This window comes from Amycolatopsis sp. NPDC104775 (assembly GCF_055583325.1).
On record NZ_JBVJOE010000001.1, the window covers coordinates 858604 to 876373 of the forward strand.

The following is a 17770-nucleotide window of genomic DNA, read 5'->3' on the forward strand; positions in this document are numbered from 1 at the left end:
ATGACCGCACCAGCCCCTGCCCCCGCCCGGCCGCTCGCGTCGCGCACGCCGAGGTTCACCGCGTCCGTCATCTTCCTGACCGGAATCGTCGCGCTGCTCGTCCTGTCCGCCGTGCATCTGCTGCAAGGCACGTCGCACGTCGGGCTCAGCGAACTGCTGCGCGCGGTGTTCCCCGGCTCGGACGACGACGCGCGCAGCCAGGCGGTGGCAGTGCTCGTGGCCAGCCGGCTCCCCCGGCTGGCCGCAGCACTGCTGGTGGGGCTGGCGCTCGGGTTCGCGGGCTGCGTGCTGCAGTCGGTGGCGCGGAACCCGCTCACCTCGCCGGACACGCTCGCGGTCAACGCCGGTGCGTACGTCTCGGTGGTCGGCGTCGCGGCGTTCGGAATCTCGCTTCCCTTCTACGTCAACGGAATCGTCGCCTTCATCGGCGGTCTCGCCGCGGCCGGGCTGGTGTTGCTCGTCGCGCGCAGCAGCAGCGGCGGAGCGGCCCGGCTCGTGCTCGCCGGGTCCGCGATCGCGCTGGCGCTGACCGCGCTCACGTCCGTGCTGCTGATGTTGTTCCAGGAGCGGACCGCCGGACTGTACGGCTGGGGCAGCGGCACGACTGTCCAATCCGGACTCCGGCAGGTTTCCCTTGCCGCACCGGTGATCGCGGTCGGCGTCCTGGCCACCCTTCTGCTCGCGCACCGGCTCGACGTCCTCGGCCTCGGCGACGACCACGCACGCGTGCTGGGCATCGACGTCCGCCGCACGCGCACCTTCGCCGTGGTCGTGGCGGTGCTGCTTTCGGCGGTCGCGGTGACCGTCGCCGGACCGATCGGGTTCGTCGGCCTGTGCGCGCCGGTGATCGCGCGGCTGCTGGCCAACCGGGTCCCCGGGCTCGGCAAACATCCGCTGCTGCTGCCGCTCTCCGGGCTGACCGGCGCACTCGTCGTGGCCGCCGCCGACGTCCTGCTGCGCGCTCTCGTCCCGGCGGACAAAGCGGTTTCGGTGCCGACCGGTGTCGTGACGACCCTGGCTGGCGCGACCGTCCTGGTCTGGCTGGCCCGACGGCAGCCCTCCGGCACTCCGTCCGCACGCGGGACCCACGGCACCGTCCGATCCCGCCGCTGGGTAGCCGGAACCGGCGTCGTGCTGGTGATCGCGCTCGTCGGCGCGGTGATCGCCGCGCTGCTGCTCGGCGACCGGATCGTGCTGCTCGGCGACGTCCTGAACTGGCTGCGCGGGGTGTCCGGCACCGAGGTGTCGTTCGCGCTCGACCTGCGCTGGCCGCGGATGCTCGCCGCGCTGCTCGGCGGGGCGGCGCTGGCCGTCGCGGGCGCGCTGGTGCAGGCGATCTGCCGCAATCCGCTGGCCGAACCGAGCCTCCTCGGCGTGACGCCGGGCGCGAGCGTCGGCGCGATCAGCGTGGTGCTTCTACTGCCTGGCATCGGTATCTGGCCGATGATGGGCGCCGCGACCGTCGCCGCGTTCGCGACGTTCGCCCTCGTGCACTGGCTGGCCACCGGCCGCGGCTCGGCCGGTCGCGGGCTTTCGTCGGACCGGCTGGTGCTGGTCGGCATCGGCGTCAGCGCAGGCGCCCAGGCGATCACGACGCTGGTCGTGGTGCTGACTTCGCCGTGGAACGCGCATCTGGCGCTCACCTGGCTCGCCGGGTCGACCTACGGCCGGGAGTTCAGCCAGGTCCTTCCGGTGCTGTTGTGCCTGGTCATCGCGTTGCCGATCGCCCTGTCCAGCGCACGGACGCTCGACCTGGTCTCGCTGGACGAGGACGTACCGCGCGTGCTCGGCGTCCCGTTGGACCGCTCTCGCCTCGCCTTCGCCGCGCTCGCCGCGGTGCTCACCGCCGCCGCCGCGTGTGCGGTCGGCGCGCTGGGTTTCGTCGGACTCGTGGCCCCGCATGCCGCGCGGGCGCTGGTGGGTTCGCGGCACGCTCGCTCGCTGCCGGTGGCGGCCGCGCTGGGAGCAGTGCTGGTGTGCGTCGCCGACACCTTGGGACGCACCGTCCTCGCCCCGACCCAGATCGCGGCGGGCCTGGTGACCGCGCTGATCGGGGCGCCGTATTTCGGCTGGCTGCTGTGGCGGAGCCGCGCGAACGCCTAGCCGAACCAGGTGTCCAGCGCGACTTTCAGCTCGGCTTCTCCCCCAGCCCACGCGATGACCCCGTCCGGGCGCAGCAGGAACGACTCGGTATTCGTCACCGACACCACCTCGACCCGCCCGGTCGCCAGTGCGGCGAGGTCGCGGCTGTCCGGATCGAGCACCAGCACCGCTCGTCCCGTGCGAGTGTGGTCCGAAAGGCGGGTCATCCGGCCGTCATCGTCCACAAGGGACCGATCCGGACTGTGCAACCCGACTGCTTCCTGGGCGGGGTAAGGGAATTCGTACCGCTCCGACACTCCGGACAGCAGTTCCGAGAAATACCGGTTCGCCTGCGGAAGATCCATCAGCTCGGCCACGATCTCCCGGAGCGCGTCGACGTGCGGCCCCGGCGCGAGCAACGCCGACTGCGCCCGGGTGTTGCGCAGCACCGCCGCGCCGACCGGGCCGCGTTCGCGGAAGTAGCTGTCCAGCAGCGTGTCCGGCAGTTCCCCGCGCACGACCGCGGCCAGTTTCCAGCCGAGATTCGCCGCGTCGAGCAGGCCGAGATTGAGCCCTTGCCCGCCGCTCGGCGAATGCACGTGCGCGGCGTCGCCCGCGAGCAGGACCCGGCCGCGCCGGTAGTCGTCGGCCTGGCGTGCTTGATCGGCGAACCGGCGGGAATCGCGCACCTCGGCCACGACGACGTCCTCGCCGGTCACCCGCCGGATCGCCGCCGCCAGTTCGGCCGGAGTCACCGGACCGTCGGGTTCTCCGTCGCGGGCGAACTCGGTGACGCCGGCCATGCTGCCGCCGTGCAGGAAAGTCCCGCCGGGATATCGCCCGGCGGGCGGCACCGGGCCGTCGAACCGGACCCGGCCCGCGAGCGTGCGCAGCAGCGGTGGCGTGCCCGGGAAGCCGAACCCGGCGAGGCGGCGGATCTTCCCTCGGCCGCCGTCGCAACCCACAAGGTAAGCCGCGGTGATCCGCTGTTCTCCGCGCGGTGTCTCGACAATCGCTGCCACACCGTCCACATCGGACTCGATCGACGTCACCCGATGCTCCCGGCGCACCGGCACGCCGAGCGCTTCCGCGTGTCCGGCGAGCACCTGTTCCAGCTCCGGCTGCCAGATGTGCGTACGCGGCCGGTCCTCGTCCGGGACGAGCTTGTGGATGTTCGCGAAATGACCGAGCGGACTGCCGTGATCGCGCTCGAAATCCCGCATTCCCGCCTCGTGCGCCGCGGCCAGCCGCGGCCCGAGACCGCGCCGGGTCAGCGCCTCCGTCGCGAGCACGCCGATGCCGCGCGCCCTCCGTTCCGTCGCGGGTCGCGCGAGCCGCTCCACCACCAGCGGCCGGATGCCGCCGAGCCGGAGCTCCGCGGCGAGGAACAACCCGACCGGTCCCGCTCCGACGACCAGCACGTCTGCGTCCATGACTCTCCTTAACTAGTTAAAGACTAGACTGCCCTGAACTAGTTAAGGAGGCAACGCCTATGCCGATCGAGATCCCCGCCGCGGTCCGGACCGCGCTCGCCTTGGTCGACGCCGATGGCCTCGACAAACTGACCGTGCGCCGCCTCGCCGCCGAGCTCGGCGTCAAGGCACCCGCGCTGTACTGGCACTTCAGCAGCAAACGGGCCTTGCTCGACCACCTCGCCGACGCCCTCGTCGCCCCAGTCGTGGACAACCTCCCGCCACTGGACGCCCCATGGCTGTCCTGGCTGGAGCAGGCGGGCACCGCCCTGCATGCCGCCCTCCTCGGCCACCGGGACGGCGCACGCATCGCGCTCGGCGCCGACCTCCGGATCGCTCGCTCGCTGGGCGAGTTCGCCGAGCGAGCGGTGGACGTGCTGCACCGCGCCGGGTTCCCGCTCGCCGACGCGACCCGGTGCGCCGGGGTGTACCTCCACTTCATCCTCGGCCGCGCCGTCGAGGACCAGACCTGGCCGGACGACGTCGAGGCCACCCTCGAGACCATCCCGTTTCCGCTGATGGCACAGGGAATGCGGGACCGGCAGGCGGCGGGGAGCACGGTCGAGGACAGCTTCGCTTACGCCCTCGGCATCGTCCTCGCCGGACTGGAGGCGAAGCACGCCAAGGTGCAATGACTCACTAAGTTGTACTGTTGCACTTTTTGCATGGTTTCACTTATGCTCGGTTCAGACCACACCGGCACGAGAGGGGAAACCATGAACGAGACACCGCGCATCGCGATCGTCGGCGGCGGCCCGGGCGGGCTGCTCGCCGCACACGTCCTGCACGGCCACGGCATCGCCGCGACCGTCTACGACGCCGACACCGCCGTGGATTCACGCGATCCCGGCGGCACACTCGACCTGCACGCCGACAGCGGGCAGATCGCCCTGGAAGACGCCGGGCTGCTGTCCGACTTCCAGGCGGTGGCCCGCGTCGAAGGCCAAGCCATGACCCGGCGCGACCACCACGGCGCCCTGCTGAAGGAGTTCGTCCCCGCCGACGACAACACCGCCGCCCCGGAAATCGACCGCGGCCAGCTGCGCACCATGCTGTACGAGCGACTGACGCCCGGAACCATCCACTGGGGACACAAACTCACCGAACTGACCACGGAATTCGGCATCCACCGCTTGAAGTTCGCCAATGGCTCCACAGTGGACGCCGACGTCCTGATCGGCGCGGACGGCACCTGGTCGAAGGTGCGCCGCCAGCTCACCGACGCGAAGCCGGAGTACCTTGGAGTGTCCTTTTTGGACGTCCGGTTCGACGAAGTCGAGACCCGGCACCCGGAAATCGCGGCCCTGGTCGGCAACGGGCAGCTGTTCACCACCGACGGCACCGGCCGGGCGGTGATCGTGCAACGCAACAGCAACGGGGTGATCCGCGGCTATGTCGCCTTCCGCGCCGAAGAGGATTGGGCCGCGCGAGAAGGTGTCGACCTGACCGACCGCGCCTCAGTACGGGAATTCCTGCTGCGCGAATTCCGCGACTGGGGCGAGACCGTGCGTCCGCTGCTGACCGACAACGACGGCGACTACGTAGCCCGCGCGTTCACCGCCCTGCCCGCTCCCCTGACCTGGAACCGAGTCCCGGGCATCACCGTCCTCGGAGACGCCGCGCACGCGATGGCCCCGTTCGGCGGCCACGGCGCGAACCTGGCACTGCTCGACGGTGCGGAATTGGCGCACGCCCTGCACGAAGAGCCGACCGTCGAAGCCGCGTTGACCCGCTACGAGACAGCGATGTTCGCCCGCACCGGCCCCCTCGCCGCCGACGCGAACGCGGCTTTGCGGGATTTCTTCGCGGACCAGCCGGACGGCGGCCCGCGGGACGTGCCGGACCGGGAGGAAGAACTCCGCGCGTACGAGGCGCGCGCTGCCGAGTACCGCGCTTCGCACTCCCGCCGCCCGCTAGCCGGGAGGGCCCGCCTTGACCGACTCGGGCCCGGCAAGGTCGGTGAGGGCCACCTTCACAGCCAGCCCCGCCCGGCAAGGCCCGTGAATGAGCCCTTAACAGGCCGCCCCGTCCGGCAAGATCCGTGAGGGCCACCCACACAGCCAGTGAGGTCCCTCGGGGCCCCTCACGGAACTCACAGCCGAAGGCCTCGCCTCACCATCTGCCTGCCGTGACAGGGCTCCTTGAGGAAATCTGGTTCCCCAAGGAGCCCTTCACGGCTTTCGTCAGGAGCGCTTGCGGCGAACCGCCACTGCCGCGACCAGTGCACCGCCGATGAGCAGCAACGCGCCGCCGCCGATCAGGTAGCCGCGGATGTCCGCGCCGGTCGAGGCGAGCGGTCCCTGGTCCGACGGGCCGGTGCCCGGCGCAACGCCGCCGGAGTTGTCGCTCGTGGTCGTGATCGGGACCGGGGCCTCCGACGACGAACTGGACGTCGCCGGGCTCGTGCTGCTGGCCGAGGACGTCGGCTGCGAACTCGAGGACGTCGCGCTGGAGGACGAACTCGTCGGAACGGTCGACGTCGCGGAGCTGCTGGACGTGGTCGACGTGGCACTCGACGAGGTCGTGCTGGACGACGTGGTGCTAGTCGTCGTGGTCGACGTCGTGCTCGTCGGCTCAGTCGTCGTGGAAGAAGTCGACGTGGTGGTCGAACTGGTCGGCTCCGTGCTCGACGTCGTGGTGCTGGTCGAACTGGTCGGCTCGGTCGACGTCGTCGTACTGGAGCTGGTCGTGCTGGACGTCGTGCTGGTCGTCGTGGGAGTCGTCGTCGGAACCGTGCAGTCCGGCAGGTCCCCGGTGAACGGATAGGCGTGGAACTCCTGCCCGCCCGCCGCGCCGTCGGACGTGTGCAGCAGGTTGCCCGCGGTGAAGAACCGGCCGTTGGTGCCCGACGCGCTGACCGTTGTGTCGCTGGCGGGGTTGCCGACCAGCACGCTGCCCTGGAACTGCGCCTGCCCGGCGATCTTCACCTTCGACGCGTCCGGGAAGTTCCACAGCAGCTTCTCGCGGAGGTGGTTGATCGGGTCCTGGTCGGCGAGGTCGCCGGTGTAGGTGTTGATCACCCGGTTGCCGCCGACGAGGTTCACCAGCACCGTCGCGCCCGCCGGGATTCCGGCGAACTCGAGGCCCTGCATGCCGCCGCCGGGGCCGGTGAGGTCGAAGTCGACGTTGAACACCTGCAGCGCGGATTTCCCGTCGCCGGTGAACAGCGTGCGGTAGCCCTCGTTCTTCGCCGTCCCGGTCGCCGCGGCCTTGCCGTAGCACGTGCTGGCTTCCTGCAGCTGCGGCCGGAGCTGCCGGTACTGCTCCACCGCGTTCGGATCCTGTTTGAGCGTGCCGACCACGGTTCCGGTGACGGTGCCGCCGTACCGCACGACGCCGCCCTCGGCGAGGAGCCGCTGGTTCGGCGCGATGGTGACGTCCTTGCCGGTGGTGAGGAAATCCGCGCCGTCCGGCGGGGGCACCCGCGAGCCGACGCCGACGATGCCGACGTTGTAGACCGAGGAAACACCAGGCCGCTTCGCCATGTCGAAGCCGCCGAGCACGACCACCCGGCCTTCCGCCTCGGCCGCCGCTTCGCGCACCCGGAAATCGCCGCCGGCGAAGACGTTGATGCCGCTGTCCCGTCCCGCGAACGACCCGTTGTTGACCGGCGGGTACTTGCCCGGGCAGGCGTCGCCGACGCACGGCCCCAGACCTCCGGGCAGCGGAGCGGCGCTCGCGCCCGGACCGGCCACGAACGCCACCGCACACACCGCCGCGGCGAGCGCTCCGCCCACGACGGCCATTTTCCTGGCACGCATGCGGCCGATCCTTACCCGGACCGGCCGAAATCCGGCACTCGAAACACCGTAACCCACCCGAACGGGTCAGAAAATCGCGTACTCCTCAGACAAGTAGACTAGTGACACTCCACACTCGACACCCCGCCGGGCGAATGTCCCGCAGTAGCCTCGCTCTCGCAGCGCCGGTCGACCAGAAAGCCCTCCGATGCCCCCTCTCGTGCAGCGCCACCCGCTCGCCGCGCAGGCCGCCGAAGTCCTCCTGGAACGCATTCGCGCCGGCGAATGGCCGCTGGGCCACAAATTGCCCGGGGAAACGACGCTGGCCGCACAGCTGGGCGTCGGCCGTTCGACGCTGCGCGAAGCGATCCGCGAATTGGCGGGCAAAGGCGTGCTGGATTCCCGCCAGGGATCCGGGGTTTTCGTGACCGCGCTGGACGTCGCCGAGGACTGGGACGCGGTGCTGCGGCGCGCGACCATCGGCGCGGTGATCGAGGCGCGCATCGCCATCGAAGCGGAAGCCGCCGCTCTCGCCGCGCACCGGCGGACGCCGACCGACCTGCGCGCGATCCGCCGCGCGCTCGCCGCGCGCGCGGTCGGCGATCCAGACGTCGAGGTCCTAGTGGACACCGACACCGCGTTCCACCGCACGGTTCTCGTCGCCGCGCACAACGACGTGCTAACCGAACTCTTCGACAGTTTCGTTCCGCGCGTCCACCGCGCGATGACCGACCTGCTGCGGGCCCGTCCGATCACCGCCCCGGAAAAAGCTCAAGCAGACCAAGCCGCGCATCTCGCGCTCGTCGAAGCGATCGCGGACAAGGACGCGTCCGCCGCCGCGGAACTGAGCCGGGCGCACCTGACCGCCTTGAAGGAGGCCCTTTCGTGAGCGAGGTCGTGCTGCGGCTGACCGACGTCGTGTTCCGCAGGCAGGGCAAGGAAATTCTGCACGGCGTGACCCTGACCGTGCGGGCTGGAGAACACTGGGCGTTGCTCGGCCCGAACGGAGCCGGGAAAAGCACGATCCTCGGTTTCTGCGGCGCGGTCACGCATCCGACCTCCGGCACCGTCGACGTCCTCGGCGGGCGGCTCGGCCGGGTCGAACTGCAGGCGTTGCGCCGCAGCATCGGGCACGTCGACCCGCGGCATCCGCTGCGTTCGCCGCTCACCATCCGGGAAGTCGTGCTGACTGGCGTCACCGGAAGCATCGACACGCCGCCGCGCTGGCAGCCGGCACCCGCGCACCTCGCGCAGGCCGACGAACTCATCGACCTGCTCGGCCTCGGCGGCAAATCCGGCGAACGCTGGCCGACGCTGTCCCAAGGCGAACGCGGCCGCGCCCTGATCGCCCGCGCGCTGATCAGCGACCCCCGGCTGCTGCTGCTCGACGAACCGTCCACCGGCCTGGACGTCGCCGCCCGCGAGCAGCTGCTCGAAACGATCGACCTGCTCACCCGGACCCATCCCCGGCTCGCCTCGATCGTGGTCACCCACCACCTCGAGGAACTGCCGGAAACGACCACCCACGCGCTGCTGATCGCGGACGGTTCGGTGGTCTCGTCCGGGCCGATCGAGCAGGCGGTGACCACGGCCAGCATCAGCCGGGCGTTCGGCCACCCGATCCGCGTGGACCGGCATGACGGGCGGTGGAGCGCCCGCGCCGCCCGCACCCGGTCCACCGAAGTCGCCTGACACTGTCCGTGAAGGGCTGCAACAAGCCCTTCACGGACTTCCGCCGCGGCTCAAGCCGTCCGCAGCACCCGCCACGCGGAAAACCCCAGCAGCACCAGCTCCGCGGCGGAAAACCCGACCAGCGCGAGCGGGCTCGGCACCCACAGCAGCGTCATGCCGACCAGCAGCACCGGCACCACCAGCCCGGCGTAAGCCGCCAGGAAGATCCCCGCCAGCACCTCGCCCCGGGACATCGGATCGGCCAGCGCCGCCACCGTCCCGACCGAGGCGCGGAACCCGAGCCCCATCCCGCTCCCGGCGAGCACCGACCCGGCGAAGAACAACGCCAGCGAAGGCAGCAACGCGGCCAACGAAAGCACCGCCAAGCCGACCGGCATCAGCACGAACCCCAGCCGCAACTGCGCTCGCGGCGCCATCGACGCGAAGACCACCTGCGCCACCGCCGCCGCGGCCAGCATGGAACCCGCGGTGACCCCGGCGAGCATCCGGCTGTGCTGGTGCAGCCCTTCGGCGAGCAGCGTCGGCGCGAGCGACATGAACAGTCCGGTGATCGCGAACGCGGCGAACACCCCGATCGCCGCGCCGACGAACGCGGGCCGCGCCCCGGCGGGCAGCGACACCCGCTGCGGCCGGTAAGCCGGGCGTTCCTCGCGCCGTTCGACGGTCTCCGGCACCAGGCACACCCCGAGCGCGGCCACCAGCAGCACAATCAGGAACACGACGAAAGTGCTGGTCAGCGGGCTGTCGATGTACTGCGCGAAGACGCCGCCGACGACCGGGCCGAGCCCCAGGCCGCCCATGTTCACCACGGTGGCGATCAAGCCGGAGCGGCCGAGGTCCTGGTCCGGACGGCTCACCGCGCGCAGTTCCGACAGATGCGCGGTGGCGGTGGCCGTCAGCGCGCCGATGCCCACGCCGCACACGAAGCGCGCGATCAGCAGGCCGGGAACCTCCGGCCAAAGCAGGAACAAGACCGCGGACAGCGCCTCGGCGAGCGTCGAAGCGAGGATCACGCGACGGCGGCCGAGCCAGTCGCTGACGTGCCCGGCGAGGTAGAGACTGGCCATCACGCCGACCGCGTACGCGGCGAAGATCACGGTGACCAGGAACGTCGGAAAGCCGTCCCGCTGCTGGTAAAGCGCGTACAGCGGGGTAGGCACAGTGGAGAACGCGAGGCACGCGGCGAACGCGAACGCGATGACCCGGAATCCCCAGCCGTGGCTGACGCGCCATCCGGCCGGGGCGGTGAGAGCGGGCGGAGCTGTGGTGACCATGTCGACCTTCCAAGCGGGAACCTACGCCTGAAACGATCCGCCCGTTGACTCATCAAGTCCAACGAAAAGTCTTGTTCACAGTTATCGTATTCAGCGATAATTAGGCGATGGAGACTCGGCAGCTGGAGTACTTCGTGGCGGTCGCCGAGGAGCTCAGCTTCACGCGAGCGGCGCAGCGGCTGTTCGCCACGCAGTCCACGGTCTCGGCGACGATCCGCGCGCTGGAGGCCGACCTGGGCGCGACGCTGTTCGACCGGTCCACCCGCCGGGTCGCGCTGTCGACCGCGGGCGCGCTCTTCCTGCCCGAGGCGAAAGCGGCGCTGGAATCCGTGGAGCGAGCTCGCGAGGTGGTGCAGCAGGCGTCCGCCGGACTGCGCGGGAGCCTCCGGATCGGCACGCTGACCAGCATGAACGCGTTCGACCTTCCGCTGCTGCTCGGCGCGTTCCACCGCAGGCACCCGCTGGTCGACCTGCATCTGACGGTCTCCCTCACCGGTTCGTCCGGGCTCGCCGACGACGTCCGGCACAGCCGGCTGGACGTCGCGCTGCTCGGCCTCTCCCGGTCGGAGCTGGGCGGCCTCGACGCGACGCGACTGGCCACCGTGCCGTACTACGCCGTGCTGCCCGAGAGCCATCCGCTCGCCCAGCGCGAGGCGGTCAAGCTGCCGGAACTGGACGGCGAACTGTTCGTCGACTGCCCGCGCGGTTTCGGGAACCGGCTGGCGGTCGACCGTGAGTTCGCCGCGCTCGGGCTTTCGCGCCGGGTGAGCGCCGAAGTCGCCGACCTGCGCACGGTCCCGCGCTACGTCGCCGCCGGGCTCGGCGTCGCGGTCCTGCCCGGCACCGCGCGGCTGGGCATCCCCGGCGTCGTGGCGATTCCCCTCGCCGAAACGTCGCTGACCTGGCCGCTCACCGTCGTCGTCTCGGCGAAGCGGCCGCCGTCGCAGGCCCTGCGGACGCTGCTGGACTTGTTCGTCGCGGCCGCGGCGGAGGGAGATATTACGGAGTTCTGACCTGGCCCCGGGCGTCCTCGGCGTGCGGAATAGCAGCCGGTGCGCCAGCGTCTCCTGTACCTGGATACACCGGTTCCTTGACGGGAAAGAAGAGGAAATGACGGAAAAAGCGATTCTGGCCGGCGGGTGTTTCTGGGGCATGGAGGAGCTGTTCCGCCACCAGCCCGGCGTCACCGCCACCCGCGTCGGCTACAGCGGCGGCGACGTGCCCAACGCCACCTACCGCAACCACGGCACCCACGCCGAAACCATCGAAGTCACCTACGACCCGCAGCAGACCGACTTCCGCGCCCTGCTCGAATTCTTCTTCCAGGTCCACGACCCCACCACCAAAAACCGCCAGGGCAACGACATCGGCACCAGCTACCGCTCCGCCATCTTCTACACCACCGACGAGCAGAAACGCATCGCCGAAGACACCATCGCCGACGTCGACGCCTCCGGCCTCTGGCCCGGCAAAGTCGTCACCGAAGTCACCCCCGCCGGAGACTTCTGGGAAGCCGAACCCGAACACCAGGACTACCTCCAGCGCTACCCCCACGGCTACACCTGCCACTTCCCCCGCCCCGGCTGGAAACTCCCCAAGCGCGCATGACGGATTACCCAGCGGCGGCAGTCCACACCGGACACGTCGAACCGGTCCCCCGGCGAGTGCGCGGAGTGCTCGCCGGGCAGACCGTTGTGGACAGCACGCGGGCGAAATACGTCTGGGAATGGCCCCACTATCCGCAGTTCTACTTCCCGCTCGACGACGTTCTCCCCGGCGCGCTGGCCCCCAAGGACGACGGGCGGCTCTCGCTGCGCGTGGGCGAGGTCGAAAAGCCTGCCGCCGCTTGGATAAACGACTCCGTCCTACCCGGACACGTCCGGTTCTCCTGGGACGCGCTGGACGCCTGGTTCGAAGAGGACGAACAGGTTTTCGTCCACCCGCGCAATCCGTACACGCGGGTGGACGCCCTGCGCTCTACCCGGCACGTCCGAGTGCGACTCGACGGAGTGACGCTGGCGGAATCGTCGTCGCCGGTGCTGCTGTTCGAAACCGGCCTGCCGACGAGGTATTACTTCAACCGCACCGAGGTCGATTTCACGCACCTCGTCGCCGAACCCGGCATGGTCACCGCCTGCCCGTACAAGGGCGAAACATCCGGCTACTGGTCCGTCCGCGTCGGCGACGTGCTGCACGAACACCTCGCCTGGACCTACGCCTACCCGGCCGCGGCCGTGCAGCCCATCGCCGGACTGGTGGCGTTCTACAACGAGATGGTGGACATCGAAGTAGACGGCGAACTTCTCCCCCGCCCGCGCACGCACTTCTCGCAGTGACTACACCCGGCTGAACGCCTCCAGCACCGAGGCCGCCAGCCGGTCGCCGCGCTCGTCCTGTCCGGCGGGCACGGTGATGCAGACGGTGAACCGGTCCGCCCACGTCATGATGCCGACCGCCACCGGAACCCCAGGAGCCAGCGACAAAACCGGGTACACCGTGCGGACCCGCGCACCGTTGAGCACCACCGGCGACCGCGCGCCGGGAAGCACCGAGGCGATGACGCTGAACCACGTTCCGCGGTAGACGAGCTTGGCCGCCCGGCGGTGCAACGCCGGAGGCAGGACCCCGAGCACGCGCACGACCGCGTTGCCCGCGCGAGGCGCACCGCGGCCGACCTGGTCGGACAGCATCCGGTCCGTCGCCCGCACCCGCTCCGGCAGCGACATCGCGCCGGTCGGCAGGTCCACCGACGCCGCACCGGTGTGGTTGCCGAGCTGGCGGAAGGTCCCGGTGTCGCGGACGGACATCGGGATCAGCACCCGAAGCCGCTCCGGCGCGTTCGCGCCCAGCTCGCGATGCAGGGCCTCGGCGACGAGCGCGAGGACGAGGTTGGTCGTCGGCACCCCCAGCCGCCGCGCGGCCTTCCGAACTTCGGGGGCGGAGAGATGCGCCCGCGCGAAATGCCGCTGGGGGCTGTCGATGCGCTTCTCCCAGCGGACCCGGGGTGCGGCACCGGCCCGGGCTAGGGCCCAGACGCCGCGGGCGAGATCGGCGGCGTGGCTGCGGGTTCGGGGACCTGGGCTGGGCTTGGCACGATCCGACTCGGCGATGCCAGAACCACCAGCCGATTCCGCTGGCCGTTCAAGCCCGTGCCATACCGGACCCGCCACGCGAGCGAGCACCTCGCGAACCGGCGCCGCCAGCCGGACGACCCCCGACCGCACTCGCGCACTCCCCACGGGCTGAGACCCGTTGCGCCCCAACGCGGCATCCGGCGCATCACCGGCACCCAAGGCCACATTCGGGCGACTCCACCCCCTCCGCCGAGCCACCGCCACCGGCTCCAACGGCTCCTTCCCCCGAGCCTGCCCCACCAGCGCACTGATCACCGCGATCCCATCACTCGCCGCATGGTGCAGCGCGATCAGCAGCGCCCCCTGCTCCCCCTCGATCCCGGTCACCAGCCGCGCCCGTACCGGATGTTCCGGTGTCACCGGTTCCGAGAAAAACGCGTCCATCTCCCCGGTCAGAGCCACCTCCAGCGGCGCATCGGGGCCGATCCGCACGGACGTCAGCACATCCGCCGAAGTCCGGGCCGGGTCCTCCTGCCACCGCGCCCGCCACAACCCGCTGCCGGGCAGCAAGCGCGTGCGCAGGCCCGGCGTGGCGGCCAGCAGGTGCTCAGCGTCCGCACGGGTGACTGGCATGCCGTCCGCCTTCGGGTCGAACACCAGCACCGCCCCGACCTGTTGCGGTACCTCCGGAGTGGCCACGTGCACGAACAGCGCGTCCTCCGGCCGCAACCGCTGCGTCGGCGGGTTGAGCGGTTCGGAAACGAGCGACTCCAGCGCGGTCGCCAGCGGGGTCGCCGTTTCGCAATGCCGGGCAACGGCTTCCGCCATCTCCTTGAGGCGTTCCGGTCGCGCCAGCAGGCCCCGCACCGTCTCCGCCAGCTCACCGTCCTTTGTGGACACCAGGGCGAGTCCGGCCGCCGCCATCAGCCGGGCGTTGGCCTTGCCGTGCGCGGCGATCGGGTGATGCATCAGCACCGGCCGGCCGCATGCCAGCGCCTCCAGCGACGTCGCGCCGCCCGCGTTCGTCACCACGACGTCCGCCGCGAGCGTGTACACCTCCGGCTGGTCCGTCCAGCCGACCACGCGCAGCCGCGGTTCGCCCAGCGCCCGCAGCCTGGCGGCCACCGCGTCGTTGCGCCCGCAGATCGCGACCGGCACGACCGACGGGTCCGCCGCCAGCAGCTCCCGCACCGTGGTCTCGATTTCGCCGAAACCCAGCGACCCGCACGAAACCAGCGGCACGAACGCGTCCGGCGGCAGGTCGAGCTCGTGCCGCGCGGCCGTCTGGTCCCCCGGCCGGAACACCGCGCGCACGGGCGGCGCGGAGACCCCGACATGCGCCGACGGCGACGAGCGCAGCGCGGGCGCGACCGCGACCTCGTGCATCACCATGGTGAGATCAGCCGCGCCGTATACCCAGAACGGATGCGGCGCGAAGTCCGAAACCCACGCACCGATCGGCGCGGGCAGCTTTCCCTTGCGGCGCAGCCAGGCCAGGCCCGCGGTGCCCATCGGATACGTCGACAGCACCAGGTCCGGGGAGAATTCGGCGACCGGTTTCGCCAGCCGCCGCCCGCACCAGGAAGCGGTGAACCACCGGGAGGCGGCGGCGAACCACGGAATCCGCCAGATCGCGCCGTAAAAGAACTCGTAAAGCCACGGGACGCTTTCCACATTGGCGACGTAAATCCGCTGGAAAAGCCCCTCGAATCCGGGGCCGAGCCGCTCCAGCGCGTTGATCCACCGCACGGTGGCGTCCGGCCAGCGCCGCCGTATCGCGTCCTCGAGCGCGCGTCCCGTGGCGTTGTGCCCCTGCCCCATGTTCGCGGACACGATCAGCACGCGCTCCAACGCTGCCCCCTTTTTCGCTAGCAGGCGGTCCCGGCGAGGCCGTACCCGTCGTCCGGGTCCGAATCGGGCCGTTCGCCGGATTCTTCCGATGCGGTTTCCTCTTCGTCCGGCGGCGTTTCCGATTCCGCCGACAAATGCGACGCGCGCGTGGACAGCAGCGCGATCCCGACCACGATCACCAGCCCGGACAGCGCCTCGCCGAACAGCGCCAGCGGCCTCCCGTCGGCCGATTCGCCCATCCACGACAGCCCGATGGCGACGCCGACCAGCGGATCCAGCGCGGTGATCACGGCGAGCGCGGGCGTCAGGAACCGGCCCTGCTGGAACGTGTTCTGGCTCAACAAGAACCCCAGCGGCCCCACGACGCACACCAGATACAGCGTCCAGTGCCGGAACGGTTCGTCGATCCCCACGCGGAACTGGCCCGCGACCACCTTCATCAATCCGGCGGTGAGGCCGTACAGCACGCCGGTGGCGACGGCCAGCCCGAGCACCCGCCACGATCCCGAATTCGTTGACGCGGCAACAACAAGCGAGATCAGCGTGAGCGCGGCGAGCGCGATGCCGAGCGGCAGCAGGTCGCCCCCGCTGACGAGCGTTTCGCTGTTGCCGCTCGGCCGGGCGATCACGAGGAACGCGGCCAGCCCGGCCACGCACAGCAGTCCCCCGAGGCTCATCGTGCGGTCCGGGCGGCGGCGCTCCAGCCGCGCGGACGCCAGCCCGGCGAACATGAGCGACGTCACGAGCAGCGGCTGGACCAGCAGCAACGGCCCGAACGCGAGCGCCACGAGCTGCAGCACGAGACCCAGGATGGTCGCCGCGATCCCGATGAGCCACAATGGTCGTCCGACGAGCCGCTTGAAGAGCGTCAGGTCGAGCGGCTTGCCGGTTTCCACTTCTTTGGTCGCCCTGGCCTGCGCTGCGCTCGCGAGTCCCATGCACGCCGCGCCGGCCACGGCGGCGGGGACAGCCACGACCAGCGACATCCCCGTAACTGTCACGGACTCTTCACCTCACACCGTCCCCATCCGCCGCGCTTATGCTCGAGCCTTGTCCGAGGCCGAGTCGCCCGGTTGGCACCGGAGGCAGCAGAACCCGCATGCGACACCCCCATACGATCGACCTCCCCTCGTTCCGCAGTCTCGTGGTGGACGGGGGCCGGCATCTGCTCGAATCGGCGCTGGTGCCGGCCGGCCTCTTCTATCTCCTGCTCACCCTGGTGAGCTTCGACAGCGGGGTCATCGCCGCGCTCTGCTGGTCGGTCGCCGTCGTCGGCGCCCGGCTGGCGCTGCGCAAGAAGATCCCCGCGGTGCTGCTGCTGACCACCGCGCTGCTGGTCGCGCGCACTGTGCTGGGCCTGGCGACCGGCAGCGCTTTCCTGTACTTCCTGCAGCCGACTCTACAGAATTTCCTCGTCGCCGGCCTGTTCCTGGTGTCCGCGCCGTTCAACAAACCGCTGCTCGCGCGGCTGGCCGGCGATTTCTGCGCATTCCCGGAAACGCTGTCCGGGCACCCCGGAATGCGCAGGTTCTTCCAGCGCGTGTCGGTGCTGTGGGGGCTGGTGTTCGCGGTGAACGGCGGCGTGACGCTGCTGATGCTCGCCCGGGAAACGGTCGGCAACTTCCTCATGGTGAGCACCGCGGGCTCGTATTCGGTGATCGGGCTGGCCATCGCCGGTTCGCTGTGGTGGTTCCGGCGCTCGCTGCGCTCGGCGGGCATCACGCTGCGCATGGGCCACAGCCCGGCCGCGCTGCCCGTCGCCTGATGGCCCGCACCGCTCTCGTCACCGGCGCTTCGTCGGGCATCGGCGCCGCTACCGCGCGCAAGCTCGCCCGCTCCGGCGTCCACGTGCTGCTGCACGGCCGCAACGAAGACCGGCTGGCCGCCCTCGCCAGGGAGACCGGCGGCACCGCACTCGCCGCCGACCTCGCGGACCCGGCCGCGGCGGCCGAGCTCGCCGAACGCGCGCTGACGATCACCGGATCGGTGGATCTGCTCGTCAACAACGCCGGTCTCGGCTGGGCCGGTCCCCTGCCGGACCTGCCCGCGGAGCGGCTGCGGCACCTCGTCGCGGTGAACCTGACCGCGCCGCTCGACCTCACCCGCGCACTGCTGCCCGCGATGCTGCGGCGCGACCACGGGCAGATCGTTTTCGTGTCGTCGATCGCCGGACGCACCGGCGTCGCCGGGGAAGCCGTTTACGCGGCGGCAAAGTCCGGTGTGGACGCTTTCGCCGACAGCCTTCGTTTCGAGTTGCACGGCACCGGAGTGACGGTCGGAATCGTAGTTCCCGGCGTGGTACGCACTGAATTCTTCGAGCGGCGCGGCCGTCCGTACACCCGCGGCACACCACGTCCGGTGAGCGCCGAACGCGTGGCCGCCGCCGTGGTGCGCGCCGCCGCGCGTCCGGGCGATTACTACGTGCCGCGCTGGCTGCGCGTCCCCGTCGCGCTGCGCGGCACGGCACCCGGCCTGTACCGCGCCCTCGCGGCACGTTTCGGCGCCGAAAGCTGACGCGTCCACGCGAACCTCCTCCCCCGGGAACGCCGGTTCCTGCCGGCATCGCCACTCCCGAGACCCAAGCA

15 protein-coding genes are annotated in these 17770 nt (G+C 70.8%); 10 read left to right on the forward strand and 5 right to left on the reverse strand.

Going from position 1 to position 17770, the window contains the following annotated elements; genetic code table 11:
- Window positions 1–2103: an iron ABC transporter permease gene (locus tag ACZ63D_RS03745; RefSeq protein WP_465352753.1), complete on the forward strand. Its 2103-nt coding sequence runs from the start codon at window positions 1–3 to the stop codon at window positions 2101–2103.
- On the opposite strand, the gene ACZ63D_RS03750 is transcribed toward ACZ63D_RS03745, so the two are convergent.
- The gene (locus ACZ63D_RS03750) at window positions 2100–3515 is read right to left on the reverse strand and encodes an FAD-dependent monooxygenase (protein WP_465352754.1); all 1416 of its coding nucleotides are present in this window, start codon (window positions 3513–3515) and stop codon (window positions 2100–2102) included. The two genes, ACZ63D_RS03745 and ACZ63D_RS03750, sit on opposite strands and share 4 nt — an antisense overlap.
- 59 nt (window positions 3516–3574) lie before the next feature.
- On the opposite strand from ACZ63D_RS03750, the gene ACZ63D_RS03755 reads away from it, so the two are divergent.
- Both ACZ63D_RS03755 and ACZ63D_RS03760 read left to right on the forward strand, forming a co-directional pair.
- Complete coding sequence (locus ACZ63D_RS03755) at window positions 3575–4189, forward strand: TetR/AcrR family transcriptional regulator C-terminal domain-containing protein (protein WP_465352755.1); 615 nt, start codon at window positions 3575–3577, stop codon at window positions 4187–4189.
- Between the two features lie 81 nt (window positions 4190–4270).
- A complete protein-coding gene (locus tag ACZ63D_RS03760; protein WP_465352756.1) occupies window positions 4271–5599 on the forward strand; it encodes an FAD-dependent oxidoreductase in 1329 nt (442 codons plus the stop codon).
- A gap of 138 nt (window positions 5600–5737) precedes the next feature.
- Here ACZ63D_RS03760 and ACZ63D_RS03765 read toward each other — a convergent pair whose 3' ends face one another.
- Complete coding sequence (locus ACZ63D_RS03765; protein WP_465352757.1) at window positions 5738–7315, reverse strand: choice-of-anchor A family protein; 1578 nt, start codon at window positions 7313–7315, stop codon at window positions 5738–5740.
- A 187-nt stretch (window positions 7316–7502) separates the two neighbouring features.
- On the opposite strand from ACZ63D_RS03765, the gene ACZ63D_RS03770 reads away from it, so the two are divergent.
- Window positions 7503–8183: a FadR/GntR family transcriptional regulator gene (locus ACZ63D_RS03770; protein ID WP_465352758.1), complete on the forward strand. Its 681-nt coding sequence runs from the start codon at window positions 7503–7505 to the stop codon at window positions 8181–8183.
- The gene (locus tag ACZ63D_RS03775; RefSeq protein ID WP_465352759.1) at window positions 8180–8986 is read left to right on the forward strand and encodes an ABC transporter ATP-binding protein; all 807 of its coding nucleotides are present in this window, start codon (window positions 8180–8182) and stop codon (window positions 8984–8986) included. The genes ACZ63D_RS03770 and ACZ63D_RS03775 overlap by 4 nt, the downstream gene beginning before the upstream one ends.
- A 50-nt stretch (window positions 8987–9036) precedes the next feature.
- On the opposite strand, the gene ACZ63D_RS03780 is transcribed toward ACZ63D_RS03775, so the two are convergent.
- Window positions 9037–10260, reverse strand: coding sequence for an MFS transporter (locus ACZ63D_RS03780; protein ID WP_465352760.1), 1224 nt, complete (start codon window positions 10258–10260; stop codon window positions 9037–9039).
- A 107-nt stretch (window positions 10261–10367) separates the two neighbouring features.
- Between ACZ63D_RS03780 and ACZ63D_RS03785 the strand changes: the two genes are divergently transcribed.
- From ACZ63D_RS03785 to ACZ63D_RS03795, 3 genes are all read left to right on the forward strand, one after another.
- Window positions 10368–11273: a LysR family transcriptional regulator gene (locus tag ACZ63D_RS03785; protein ID WP_465352761.1), complete on the forward strand. Its 906-nt coding sequence runs from the start codon at window positions 10368–10370 to the stop codon at window positions 11271–11273.
- 97 nt (window positions 11274–11370) lie between these two features.
- Window positions 11371–11868, forward strand: a complete 498-nt coding sequence (msrA, locus tag ACZ63D_RS03790) for a peptide-methionine (S)-S-oxide reductase MsrA (protein ID WP_465352762.1) — start codon at window positions 11371–11373, stop codon at window positions 11866–11868.
- Window positions 11865–12596, forward strand: a complete 732-nt coding sequence (locus tag ACZ63D_RS03795) for a DUF427 domain-containing protein (RefSeq protein ID WP_465352763.1) — start codon at window positions 11865–11867, stop codon at window positions 12594–12596. Before msrA ends, ACZ63D_RS03795 begins: the two co-directional genes overlap by 4 nt.
- Here the strand turns inward: ACZ63D_RS03795 and ACZ63D_RS03800 are convergent, their stop codons facing one another.
- Entirely contained in the window at window positions 12597–15176 is a 2580-nt protein-coding gene (locus tag ACZ63D_RS03800; RefSeq protein WP_465353688.1) for an MGDG synthase family glycosyltransferase, read from the reverse strand.
- 26 nt (window positions 15177–15202) lie between these two features.
- On the reverse strand, window positions 15203–16186 hold the full coding sequence (locus tag ACZ63D_RS03805) for a DMT family transporter (protein WP_465352764.1): 984 nt from the start codon (window positions 16184–16186) through the stop codon (window positions 15203–15205).
- A gap of 98 nt (window positions 16187–16284) precedes the next feature.
- On the opposite strand from ACZ63D_RS03805, the gene ACZ63D_RS03810 reads away from it, so the two are divergent.
- Both ACZ63D_RS03810 and ACZ63D_RS03815 read left to right on the forward strand, forming a co-directional pair.
- Window positions 16285–16950 carry a VC0807 family protein gene (locus ACZ63D_RS03810; protein ID WP_465352765.1) on the forward strand — a complete coding sequence of 222 codons (666 nt, stop codon included), beginning with the start codon at window positions 16285–16287 and terminating at the stop codon, window positions 16948–16950.
- Complete coding sequence (locus ACZ63D_RS03815) at window positions 16950–17699, forward strand: SDR family NAD(P)-dependent oxidoreductase (protein WP_465352766.1); 750 nt, start codon at window positions 16950–16952, stop codon at window positions 17697–17699. Before ACZ63D_RS03810 ends, ACZ63D_RS03815 begins: the two co-directional genes overlap by 1 nt.
- Window positions 17700–17770: the final 71 nt, after the last annotated feature.